Here is a 10,864-nt window from a genome sequence, read left to right on the forward strand (position 1 = left end):
GACGGGCGGAAGCTTCACTTTAGAAGCGTCACTTCAGGGGCAGCTCGAACAGCGCGCCTTCGAACGCGTCGGCGCCGCGGCCGATCTCGGCGACGGCCGCCGACATCCGGCCGGCGCGGCCCAGCGCCGTGTCGGCTAGGGCGACCACCAGCCGGTTCGGGGTGGCGTGGGGGGCGGCGGCGCGCAGGGCCTGGGCGATGTCGCGCTCGGACCGTTCCGGCGCGCGCTGGCAGGCGACGACGAAGGCCGCGGCCGTCGAGCGGCTGACCCCGGCCCAGCAGTGGACCAGCATCGGCCGCGCCGCGTCCCATCCGGCCGCGAAGTCCAGCAGCTGGGCCACCAGGGCCGCGTCGGGCGCCGTCAAGCCGTCGCGCGGCTCGACGATGTCGTGAAAGGCCAGGCGCAGGTGCGCATCGCCGGGGTTCGGCGCAGGCCAGGCCTTGTCGTCGGTGGGCGACAGCAGGCTGACCACGTGCGACGGCCGGTGCAGCGTTCGCGCCGTCTCGACCTGGCTGAGCGGGCAGACCAGCAGGGTCACCGCGTCGCCATCGCGGCCGAGACGCCCAGCAGGACGCCAAGTTCGCAAGCCTGCTCGATCCCGCCCAGCACGTCGCCGGTGTGGCCGCCGATCAGCCGCCGGGCCGTCAGGGCCAGGGCCGCGGCCAGGGCCGCGCCGACCGCCGCCCCCGCCAGGCCCGGCCAGCCCAGCGGGGCCAGCGGCCACAGGCCCAACCCGGCGGCGATCAGCAGTTCGTAGGGCCGCACGCCATCGGGCGCGGGCTTGTACTTGGCGTCGTCGCGGTCGCTGACATGGCGGCCCAGCACCATGACCGCGACGGCGGCGACCCGGCCGGCGCCATGGGCGGCGACCAGGGCCAAGGCGGCGGTCGCCAGGGGCAGGGTCGCCAGCGCCGCGACCTTGATCGCCAGCGTCAGGCCCAGGGCCAGGACGCCGTAGGTCCCGATGCGGCTGTCCTTCATGATCTCCAGCCGCCGGGCCGGGGTCTGGCCGCCGCCCAGGCCGTCGGCGGTGTCGGCCAGGCCGTCCTCGTGGAAGCCGCCGGTGACCAGCACCCCCGCCGCCACGGCCAGCAGGGCCGGCAGGACCCCGCTCCACAGCTGTCCGGCCGCCAGCAGCACGCCGGCCCCGATCGCCCCCGCCAGGATCCCGACCAAGGGATAGTAACGGGCGGCGCGGGTGATCCAGTCCGGCTGGAAGTCGGCGAACGACGGGGCCGGCAGGCGGGTCAGGAACTGCAGGGCGCAGAAGAACAGCTTCAGCTGGCGCGGCATCAGCCCGGACTCGCCTGGCCGCCGGCCAGGACGTCGGCCAGGGCGGCGACCTCGGTCAGCAGGTTGGCGGCCGCCACCAGCAGCGGGGCCGCCAGGGCCGCGCCGGTGCCTTCGCCCAGCCGCAGGCCCAGGTCCAGCAGCGGCCGCGCGCCCAGGGCCTGCAGCATCGCCGGATGGCCGCGCTCGGCCGAACCGTGGGCGAAGACGCAATAGTCGAGGGCGGCGGGGACCAGGCGGACGGCGGCCAGGGCGGCGGCCGTGCTGATGAAGCCGTCGACCAGCACCACGCGCCGCATGGAGGCCGCGCCCAGCACCGCGCCGGCCATCATGGCGATCTCGCAGCCGCCGAACTGGGCCAGCACGTCCAGCGGCTGGGTCGCGTCCGAACGCTGAGCGGCCCGGACGGTCCCGGCCATCTTGCGGGCCAGGCCCTCGGCGTCGTGGCCCGTGCCCTGGCCGACGCAGGCGTCGAGCGGGGCGGGGGCCAGGCGGTGCATGACCAGGGCGGCGGACGAGCTGTTGCCGATGCCCATCTCGCCCAGGGCGATGACGTCGGCCCCGTCGGCGGCCGCCGCCCGGGCGATGTCGGCGCCCTGGGCGACGGCGGCCAGCACCTCGTCCGGCGTCAGGGCCGGTTCGCGGGCGGCGTTGCGGGTCCCGGGCCGGATCTTGGCGGCGATCAGGTCGGGATGGTCGGGCAGGTCGGCGTCGACCCCGGCGTCCACCACGCGGACCTGGACGCCCGAGGCCTTGGCGAACGCGCTGACGCTGGAGCGGCCCGACAGGAACAACCCGACCATGGCGGCGGTGACGCTGGACGGGTAGGCCGAAACCCCCTCGTCGGTCAGGCCGTGGTCGCCGGCGAACACATAGAGGTCGGTGCGGGCGATGCGCGGGTCCGGCCGGTTCTGGATCAGGCCGATCCGCACCGCCAAGTCCTCGATCTGCCCCAGCGACCCCGGCGGCTTGGCCTTGCCGTCCAGCAGGGCCCGCAGGATCGGCTCGAGCGCGGCGTCGACGGGGGTGATGGCGGCGGCGAGGGCGGGGAGGGTCATCATGATGAGATCCTGGATAGACCAGCAAGGGTCATCGGGCGAGCACGACGATCAGGCCGGCGGCCAGCGGGATCGTCCACAGCAGCAGGCAGGCCCGGCGATAGAGGCGCAGGCCGCGTTCGAGGTCGGCGGCGGTCGGGCGCGGTCCGTCGCCGAAGGTCGGCCGTTCGGTCCGCGCGCCGTCGTAGACCGCGTCGCCGCCCAGCTGGACGCCCAGGGCCCCGGCCATGGCGGCCTCCGGCCAGCCGGCGTTGGGCGAGGCGTGCCGGCGGGCGTCGCGGACCATGATCCGCCAGCCGTCGGCGAAGGTCCTGGCCCCCGCCAGGGCGATCAGACCGCCGGCCAGCCGGGCCGGGGCCAGGTTCATCAGATCGTCGGTGCGCGCCGCCGCCCAGCCGAACATCCGCCAGCGCTCTTCCCGGTGGCCGACCAGGCTGTCGGCGGTGTTGACGCTCTTGTAGGCGAACAGCCCGGGCAGGCCGCCGGCCAGCAGCCAGAGGGCCGGGGCGACGACGCCGTCGTTGAAGCTTTCGGCCAGGCTCTCCAGGGCGGCGGCGGCCACGCCCTCGGCGTCGAGCGGTTCGGTGTCGCGGCCGACGATCAGCCCCACCGCCGCGCGGGCGGTCGGCAGGTCGCCGGCCCGCAGCGGCGCCAGGACGGCCGTGACATGGTCGTGCAGGCTGCGCTGGGCCAGGCCGACGGTCGCGACCAGGGCGATGAACGCCTGCGCGGCCAGGCTGGTCCCCGCCAGGCCTTGCACCGCCGCGCCGAGCAGGACGGAAGCGGCGACCAGCAGCACGACCAGCGCGACGCCCAGCAGTCGGCGGCGCCGGTCGGACGCGGTCGGCCGGTTCCAGCGTTGCTCCAGCCCCTCGATCAGCGCCGCCGGCCAGGCCACCGGATGCCCGGCCAGCCGGTTCAGCGCCGCCGGATAGCCCAGCATCGCCTCCAGCCCCAGGGCCAGGGCCGTGACCCAGGGCCAGGGCGGGACGTCAGCCACCCGCCCGTCCGATCAGTTCGATCAACGGTCCGGCGCCGCCCGCCACGATCGCGGCCTTCACGCCATAGGCCTGCTCCAGCACGGCGGGCGTCAGGGCGTCCAGCGGCGCGGCGTCGGCGATCAGGGTCCCATCGCGCAGCACCAGCACCCGGTCGGCCAGGCGCAGGGCCACGCCCAGGTCGTGCAGGGTCATGACCACGCCGTGGCCGCGCTCGGCCGCGAAGGCGCGCATCAGGTCGACGGCGTCCAGCTGGTGACCGGGGTCCAGTCCCGCCAGCGGCTCGTCGGCCAGCAGCCACGACGGCTCGCCCGCCAGCACCCGGGCCAGCAGGGCGCGGGCCCGCTCGCCGCCCGACAGGGTGGTGACATCGCGATGGGCCAGGCCGGTCATGCGGGTGCGGACCAGGGCGGCCCGGACGGCGGCGTGATCGGCGTCGCTGAGCCCCCGGGCGCCGCTGTGCGGGGTGCGGCCAAGCCCGACCAGGGTCTCGACGTCCACGGCCCAGGCCACCTCCGGCGTCTGGGGCAGGAAGCCGATGCGCCGGGCGCGTTCGCGGGGGTTCAGGGCCAGGACCGGCCGGTCGTCCAGGCGGACCTGGCCGGCGTCGGGGCGGCGCAATCCGGCCAGGCAGGCCAGCAGGGTCGACTTGCCCGCGCCGTTGGGCCCGACAATGGCGGTGACCTCGCCCGTGCGGAACCGCGCCGCGACCCCGGCCAGCACCGCGCGGCCGCCCAGGGCGACGGTCAGGTTATCGGCGACCAGATCGCTCATGCCGGTCTCGTTCATGCCGGTGTCCTTCATGCCAGCCTCCGGCGCATCGAGATCAGCAGGGCCTGGAAGAACGGCCCGCCCACGGCGGCCATGGCCACGCCCAGGCGAACCTCGGCGGCCGAGGGCGTCAGCCGCACCAGGATGTCGGCGGCCAGCACCAGAGCCGCCCCGGCCACGGCGCTGGGGGCCAGCAGGGCGCCCGGCTGGTGGCCGACCAGCGGCCGCATCAGGTGCGGGACGATCAGGCCGACGAAGCCGATCATGCCGGTCACCGCCACGCTGGCGCCCGAGGCCAGACCGACGCCGACGGCCAGCAGCACTCGGGTCAGGTTCAGGTCGATCCCCAGCGCCCGGGCCCCGGTCTCGCCCAGGGTCAGGGCGTTCAGCGCCCGGCCCAGCATCAGCATCACGCCCGAACCGGCGACGATGAAGGGCAGGGCGCGCCAGACGTCGTCGGCGCTGCGGTCGGCCAGCGAGCCCAGCAGCCAGTTGATGATCTCCTGCGCCGCCCAGGGGCTGGGGGCCAGGCTCAGCGCCAGGGCGACGCCGGCGCTGGCCACGGTGTTGAGGATCACTCCGGCCAGGATGAAGGTGATGGTCCCGCCGGTTCCGCCGGCCAGGACCAGCATCACGGCCACGCCGAGCCCCGCGCCGATCATCGCCGCCACGAACAGCAGCCAGGGCGTGGTCAGGCCAAGGCTCAGATACATGGTCATCACCGCACCCAGGGCGGCCATGGACGACACGCCCAGCACGCCGGGATCGGCCAGCGGGTTGCGGGTGTAGCCCTGCATCGCCGCGCCGGACAGGCCCAGGGCCGCGCCGACCGCGACCGCCAGGATGGTGCGCGGCAGCCGCAGTTCGAAGATGATCGCCCAGCGCGGGTCGTGGGCGGCCTGCGACCAGGCGCTCCACGGAACCCAGACCCGGCCGGCCATCAGCGACAGACCGCTCAGAAGCAGCACCAGCAAGCCAAGCCCGCCCAGCAGCAGAAGGCGTCGGGTCATGCGGCGGCTCCCAGGACTTGGCGGCGGGCGGTCGCCAGGGCGGCGACGGTGTCCACGAGGCCGGGGCCGCCGCAATAGAGCAGCCGCTCGGGGAACGCCGCCCGGGTCATGCGGGACGAGACGCTGGCCAGGGCCGGATGGTTCAGGATCCGCTCGGCCCAGGTCGCGGCGTTGGGCGCGGCCTGGCCGGCCAGCAGCACCTCGGGCGGATCGTCCAGCAGCCGCTCCAGCGAGACGTTGCCCCACTTCTTCAGGCCGTAGCGCTGGGCGACGTTCACGAAGCCGGCGCGGCGCATCATCTCGTCGACCAGGGTGCCGTGGCCGGCCGCCATGCCGTTGGGCTGGAAGACCAGGGCGGTGATCGGGCGGGTTCCGGGACGCGGCGCGCCCCTGGCCATCGCCGCCTCGACCCGGGCGATCAGCGCCTCGCCGCGCCGCGGATGGCCGGCGGACTCGGCGATGCGCCGGATCTGGTCCTGGTTCTCGACCCAGCTGTTGGGCACCTTGAACAGCTCGGTGCGGACGCCCAGCCGCTTCAGCGCCGCGCGGGTGGCGGGCGAGGAGTGGGCGGCGGTCAGCACCACGTCCGGCCGCAGGGCGATCACCTCCTCGGCGCTCTCGTAGGTGATCGGATAGGTCCGGGCGATCGCGGCGATGCCCGACTGCTGCGGGTCGCGGGCGTAGTGGCTGAGCGCCACGATCTGGGCGCGGTCGGCGACATGGACCAGCACCGCATCCAGGCAGGGGTTCAGCGAGATGACGCGGGGCGGGGCGCCGGCGCTGGCCGCGCCGCCCGCAAGGCCCGCCGCCAGACCCGCTCCGACCGCGGCGCGACGCGTGAGCCCGGTCAAAACTCGACCCCGCGCTGGGCCTTGAAGCCCTGCTCGAACGGATGCTTGACCAGGGTCATCTCGGTGACCAGGTCGGCGATCTCCAGCAGCTGCGGCTTGGCGTTGCGGCCGGTCAGGCAGACATGCTTGTCGTTGGGGCGCGCCTTCAGCACCGCCACCACTTCGTCGATGTCGAGATAGTCGTAGCGCAGGGCGATGTTGATCTCGTCCAGCAGCACGAAGTCCAGCTTGGGATCGGCGATCATCTCCTGCGACACCAGCCAGGCGGCCCGGGCGGCGGCGATGTCGCGCTCGCGGTCCTGGGTGTCCCAGGTGAAGCCCTCGCCCATCACTGCGTAGCGCACCTGGTCGGGGAACTTGCTGAAGAACAGGCGCTCGCCGGTCTTCCACTTGCCCTTGATGTACTGGACGACGCCGACCTTCAGGCCCCAGCCCAGGTTCCTGGCCACCATGCCGAAGCCGGCCGAGGACTTGCCCTTGCCGTCGCCGGTATGGACCAGCAGCAGGCCCTTCTCGAGGGTCTTGGTCTCCATCATCGCGTCGCGCTCGGCCTTGAGGGCCTTCATGGCTTGCGCGTGCTTGGCGTTGAGGTCTTGGGCGTTCGGGTCGTCGCTCATCGGAGGCTCTCCAGGGCGTTGGCGAGGCGGAGCCAGTCCGCTTGCGGGCCGGGCAGGCCGAAGCGGATCAGCGTCTCGTCCCAGGGGAAGGGGCGGGTCAGGATCCCGGCGCGGGCCAGGGTCTCGAAGCGGCGCGGCGCGTCGGTCGCGCGCGCCAGGCGAAACAGCGCCGTGCCGCCGGCGATCGCGAACCCGGCCCGGCGCAGCAGGGCGTCGAGGCGGGCGGCGTCTTCCGCTAGACGCAGGCGGGTGCGCGCCGCCCAGTCCGCGTCGGCATAGGCCGCCAGGCCGGCGGCGATCGCCGGGCCGGAGACGGGCCAGTCGCCCAGCGCCTGGCGGACGCGGGCGGCCAGGGCCGGTGCGGCGACCAGGAAGCCCAGGCGCGCGCCGGCCAGGCCGTGGAACTTGCCGAACGAGCGCAGGACGATCAGGCGCTCAAAGCCCGGCGCGCCGGCCAGCGGGCTGACGGAGAGCGTCGGATCGACCTCCACGAACGCCTCGTCGACCAGCAGCGGCCCGTCCGTCAGGCCGAGGACCTGGTCGGACGGCAGGGCGTGGCCGCTGGGGTTGTCCGGATTGACCAGCACCCGCAGGTCGGCCGCCGCGTCGCCTGGATCGACGACGAGGGCGCCGGCCGCCCGCCAGGCCTCGGCGTGACCGCCATAGGTCCGGGGCGGGATGGCGATCCGTCGCGCTTCGCCCAGGCGCGGCAGCAGGCGGATCAGCGCCTCGCTGCCGGCCGCCGCGACGACCCGTGCCGGATCCTCGACGCCGAACGCCTCGGCTGCGACCCGTTCCAGAGCCAGCAGCGAGTCCGGATCGGGCAGGCGTGACCAGGTCTCCGGCGCCAGAGCCGGGACCGGATAGGGCCAGGGATTGATCCCCGTCGACAGGTCCAGCCACGGCGTCGGCGCGTCCGGCCAGGCCGTCCGCGCCGCGCCGAGGCGTCCGCCGTGGCCGAGGAAGGCCGCCGGCGTCGCCATGGCTAGAACCTGGCCCGCACGCCGGCGAAGGCGCCGCGGCCCAGGGTCCCGTAGCGGTAGAGGGTCTCGTACTGCTGGTCGAACAGGTTCTCGATCCGGCCGTACAGCTCGAACGTGTCGTTGATCGGATAGGAGATCCGCACGTCGGTCAGCACGTAGCTCTTCAGCCGCCGGGTGTTGCTGGCGTTGTCGAAGCTGTGGCCGACATACTGCATCGTCACCCCGCCGGTCAGGCCGTTCGGCAGGCTCAGCTCGGCGTCCGCCGAGGCGGTTTCGCCGGCCCGGCGGGCCAGGTCCTTGCCGTAGTTGGGGCCGGCCGAGCGGTTGACCGCGTCCATATTGGTGTAGTTGGCCGAGAGTGTAAGGACGGAATTGACCTCGAAGCTGCCCTCCACCTCGACGCCGTCGGCCTGGGTTTTGGCGGTGTTGGCGTAGCCGCCGAAATTGGGCGGGGTGTTGTTCGACATGAAGTCGATCTGGTTCTTGGTGTCGCGGTTGAAATAGGTGATCGCCCCGCGCAGGCGGCCGTCCAGGACGCTGTGCTCGACGCTGACGTCCCAGCTCCTGGCCTCTTCCGGTTTCAGGCTGGTGTTCCCGTAGTCGCTGTACAGCTGGTACAGCGACGGGGCCTTGAAGCCTTCGCCGTAGTTGGCGCGGATCACGGTGGCGCCGCCGTTCGGGCTCCAGGTCGCGCCGGCCTGGTAGGTGGTGGCGCCGCCGAAGGTGTCGTGGTCGTCGTGGCGAACGCCGCCCGTCAGGGTCAGGCCGGGGGCGAGCTTGGCCTGCAGCTGGCCGTAGACGCTGTCCATGCCGGTGGCGTGGCGGTCGGGCGTCGGGGTCGGGTCGAAGCTGGAGGGCGCGGCGGTGCGGAACCACGAGCGCTCGGTCGAGACCCCGAACACCGCGCGCCAGACCGGGTTGATCGTCCAGGTGCCCTGGTATTCCAGGCTGTTGTCGGTGCCCTTGGCGTCGAACGTCTTGGTCGTGACGGCTTGGCTGGGGTCGTAGTTGTCGCGATCGGTCTGGGTGTACGAATAACCGATGCGGCTGTTCAGGGCGCCGTCGAAGTTGGACAGGCGCGCGCCCAGATAGCTGACCAGCTCCTTGGTCTTGCCGTACTCGGCGGTGTCGGCGAACGAGAACAGCGGGGCGGGGAAGCCGTCGAATTCGTTGCGGCCCTTGGCGTAGGACAGGCGCGCGTCCAGGCTGGCCCAATCCGTCGCCTTCAGGTCCAGGCGGCCGCTGAGCGCGGTGTTGCGGTAGCCGTCCTTCTCCTTGCCGCCCAGGGCCTGGTCGAAGTTGGAGACGCCGGCGGTGGTGTAGGATCCCGCCGCCAGGCGCCAGCCGCCCCAGTCGCCGCCGGCCCCGACGCCCACCCGGGCGTAGGCCGTGGCGCGCGAGCCGCCCTCGACCGTGGCGTCGCCCGCCAGCGGACCGTCCGGGGTCTTGGTGATCATGCTGACCACGCCCCCGATGGCCTGGCTGCCCCACAGGGTCGATTGCGGGCCGCGCAACACCTCGATGCGGTCGACGTCGCCGGCCAGCAGGGTGGCGAAGTTGTAGCCGCCGCCGGTCGCCGACGGGTCGCTCAGCTTGACGCCGTCGATCAGCACGGCCGTCTGGTCGCTTTCGGCGCCGCGGATGCGCACCTGGGTCGAGCCGCCCACGCCCCCGTTGCGGGTGACTGTGACGCCGGGCGTGCGCGACAGCAGGTCGGAGACCACCACCGCCTGGCGCTGGCGCAGGGTCTCGGCGTCGATGACGGTCATGCTGACCGGGGTTTCGGACAGCTTGTCGGCGGCGCGGCCGGCGGTAACGACGATCTGGTCGACTTCGCTGGGCGCGTCGACGGCGTCGGCGGCCAGGACCTGGCTCGGCAGGGCGAGGGCGGGAAGGGCGGCCACCAGGGCCAGGATGGAAGTCGAGCGCATGTTCAAGTCCTCCGTGCGCGGCAACGAAGGCCGGCCCGAGGAATCGGGCTGGCCTGGCGATGTCGCCTCGGGGGAAAGAACCCCATCGTACGGCGCACCCCGGCCGGACGAAGGACGACCGCGACGGGCAGGTCTCCTGGCTCGCGGGTCGTCGCCGGTGCGCGTCGCCTTCCCAGCCGCTCTCCGAGGAAAGCAGTCAGTGGCTTCGTGACGCGCGGGCTCGCCGCTTACAGTTGCGGGGGCAGCCCGGGTTTCGCACCCGAGTTCCCTTTTCATCCTCTTTCGAGGAACCTGTCGCGTGAGCTGCACTATATGTTGCGCCGCACACGGTCAATCTGACTGGGCAATCTGGAGCGCGTCTTGCCGTTCACCCTCGTCCTGGGCGGAGCCCGATCCGGAAAAAGCGCCTTCGCCCAGGCCTCGGCGGAAGCCTTGGCCGCGGAAACCGGCGGCCGGCTGGTCATGATCGCCACCGCCCAGGCCTTCGATTCGGAGATGGCCGAGCGCATCGCCCGCCATCGCCAGGACCGGGGTCCGGCCTGGACGACCCTGGAGGCGCCGCTGGACCTGGCGGCCGCCCTGGACGGCCTGGGGACCGGCGACGTGGTCGTCGTCGACTGCCTGACCCTCTGGCTTTCCAACCTGATGCTGGACGGGCGGGACGCAGCGGCGGCGGCCTCCGGACTGGTCGAGGCGGTCGGGCGGTTCGAGGGGACGCTGTGGCTGGTGTCCAACGAAGTCGGCTTCGGCATCGTGCCCGACAATGCCCTGGCCCGGCGGTTCCGCGACGAGGCCGGTCGGCTGCACCAGGCCTTGGCCCAGGCCGCCGACGCGGCGACCCTGTTCGTGGCCGGGCTGACGCTGCGCCTGAAATAGGCCTCGGAACGGGGACAGGCGCTCGTCCGTCCCCGTCGTCGTCGACCCGAACCTCAACGATCTCAATGCCCTGCAAAAAAGCAGCGTCACAAGTCCTCGGACCTCGAGGGTGTTGCACAATCATAGCTGTCCCCATCGCGGGGGAGGGCTCTTGGTACCGGCCCAAGCAGGCGATGGAGATGGAACCGAGCGGGGCCGCCTGGGCCTGGCGATCGGCTCCTGGCGGGCGGCGGGGCTCAGAAGGTCCCAAGGTTCGGCGGGAACGATGGCGGGACAGGCGGGTCGACGGGGCCGGGAGGTTCAAACCGGCCTGTTCCAGGATCTGTCGGAGTCGCCGACGGCCCCTTCCGGGCGACTTTGATCCTGCCCGTCCGAGGGGAAACGTCGACCGGGATGAAACAAGCCCTCAGTCGACGTCCCTTGAGAAAAACGGTTTCGCGGAGCGGTCAGTCCAAGCCGAAACGCACACACAAATACTC

At 73.0% G+C, this 10,864-nt stretch carries 11 protein-coding genes and 1 riboswitch; of the genes, 1 reads left to right on the top strand and 10 read right to left on the bottom strand.

The window, feature by feature from the left end:
- Nucleotides 1–28: 28 nt before the first annotated feature.
- The 10 genes from BM066_RS22880 to BM066_RS22925 are packed head-to-tail and all read right to left on the bottom strand — an operon-like array spanning nt 29 to nt 9,509.
- Nucleotides 29–538: a tyrosine phosphatase family protein gene (locus tag BM066_RS22880; protein WP_089930527.1), complete on the bottom strand. Its 510-nt coding sequence runs from the start codon at nt 536–538 to the stop codon at nt 29–31.
- A complete protein-coding gene (gene cobS / locus BM066_RS22885; protein ID WP_089930529.1) occupies nt 535–1,293 on the bottom strand; it encodes an adenosylcobinamide-GDP ribazoletransferase in 759 nt (252 codons plus the stop codon). The genes BM066_RS22880 and cobS overlap by 4 nt, the downstream gene beginning before the upstream one ends.
- On the bottom strand, nt 1,293–2,351 hold the full coding sequence (cobT, locus tag BM066_RS22890; protein ID WP_089930531.1) for a nicotinate-nucleotide--dimethylbenzimidazole phosphoribosyltransferase: 1,059 nt from the start codon (nt 2,349–2,351) through the stop codon (nt 1,293–1,295). Before cobT ends, cobS begins: the two co-directional genes overlap by 1 nt.
- A gap of 28 nt (nt 2,352–2,379) precedes the next feature.
- A complete protein-coding gene (cbiB, locus tag BM066_RS22895) occupies nt 2,380–3,348 on the bottom strand; it encodes an adenosylcobinamide-phosphate synthase CbiB (RefSeq protein WP_255367702.1) in 969 nt (322 codons plus the stop codon).
- On the bottom strand, nt 3,341–4,150 hold the full coding sequence (locus tag BM066_RS22900; protein WP_255367703.1) for an ABC transporter ATP-binding protein: 810 nt from the start codon (nt 4,148–4,150) through the stop codon (nt 3,341–3,343). Before BM066_RS22900 ends, cbiB begins: the two co-directional genes overlap by 8 nt.
- Entirely contained in the window at nt 4,147–5,127 is a 981-nt protein-coding gene (locus tag BM066_RS22905) for a FecCD family ABC transporter permease (protein WP_089930532.1), read from the bottom strand. The genes BM066_RS22900 and BM066_RS22905 overlap by 4 nt, the downstream gene beginning before the upstream one ends.
- Nucleotides 5,124–5,978 carry an ABC transporter substrate-binding protein gene (locus BM066_RS22910; protein ID WP_255367704.1) on the bottom strand — a complete coding sequence of 285 codons (855 nt, stop codon included), beginning with the start codon at nt 5,976–5,978 and terminating at the stop codon, nt 5,124–5,126. Before BM066_RS22910 ends, BM066_RS22905 begins: the two co-directional genes overlap by 4 nt.
- Nucleotides 5,975–6,595 (bottom strand): cob(I)yrinic acid a,c-diamide adenosyltransferase, encoded by a 621-nt coding sequence (gene cobO, locus BM066_RS22915; protein WP_089930534.1) that lies wholly within the window; start codon nt 6,593–6,595, stop codon nt 5,975–5,977. Before cobO ends, BM066_RS22910 begins: the two co-directional genes overlap by 4 nt.
- On the bottom strand, nt 6,592–7,578 hold the full coding sequence (locus BM066_RS22920) for an aminotransferase class I/II-fold pyridoxal phosphate-dependent enzyme (protein WP_089930537.1): 987 nt from the start codon (nt 7,576–7,578) through the stop codon (nt 6,592–6,594). Before BM066_RS22920 ends, cobO begins: the two co-directional genes overlap by 4 nt.
- Before the next feature lie 2 nt (nt 7,579–7,580).
- Nucleotides 7,581–9,509, bottom strand: a complete 1,929-nt coding sequence (locus BM066_RS22925) for a TonB-dependent receptor plug domain-containing protein (protein WP_089930539.1) — start codon at nt 9,507–9,509, stop codon at nt 7,581–7,583.
- Between the two features lie 108 nt (nt 9,510–9,617).
- Nucleotides 9,618–9,819, bottom strand: a riboswitch (cobalamin riboswitch).
- A gap of 50 nt (nt 9,820–9,869) precedes the next feature.
- Between BM066_RS22925 and cobU the strand changes: the two genes are divergently transcribed.
- On the top strand, nt 9,870–10,385 hold the full coding sequence (gene cobU, locus BM066_RS22930) for a bifunctional adenosylcobinamide kinase/adenosylcobinamide-phosphate guanylyltransferase (protein WP_089930542.1): 516 nt from the start codon (nt 9,870–9,872) through the stop codon (nt 10,383–10,385).
- Nucleotides 10,386–10,864: the final 479 nt, after the last annotated feature.

The sequence above is a fragment of the Caulobacter sp. UNC279MFTsu5.1 genome (assembly GCF_900114015.1).
Classification (GTDB): Bacteria; Pseudomonadota; Alphaproteobacteria; order Caulobacterales; family Caulobacteraceae; genus Caulobacter.

Excerpts from the sequence above, each read along its gene's own strand:
- cobS (WP_089930529.1), bottom strand. The coding sequence starts at position 1,293 with ATGCCGCGCCAGCTGAAGCTGTTCTTCTGCGCCCTGCAGTTCCTGACC.
- BM066_RS22900 (WP_255367703.1), bottom strand. The coding sequence starts at position 4,150 with ATGAAGGACACCGGCATGAACGAGACCGGCATGAGCGATCTGGTCGCC.
- cobT (WP_089930531.1), bottom strand. The coding sequence starts at position 2,351 with ATGATGACCCTCCCCGCCCTCGCCGCCGCCATCACCCCCGTCGACGCC.
- BM066_RS22925 (WP_089930539.1), bottom strand. The coding sequence starts at position 9,509 with ATGCGCTCGACTTCCATCCTGGCCCTGGTGGCCGCCCTTCCCGCCCTC.
- BM066_RS22905 (WP_089930532.1), bottom strand. The coding sequence starts at position 5,127 with ATGACCCGACGCCTTCTGCTGCTGGGCGGGCTTGGCTTGCTGGTGCTG.
- BM066_RS22920 (WP_089930537.1), bottom strand. The coding sequence starts at position 7,578 with ATGGCGACGCCGGCGGCCTTCCTCGGCCACGGCGGACGCCTCGGCGCG.
- cobO (WP_089930534.1), bottom strand. The coding sequence starts at position 6,595 with ATGAGCGACGACCCGAACGCCCAAGACCTCAACGCCAAGCACGCGCAA.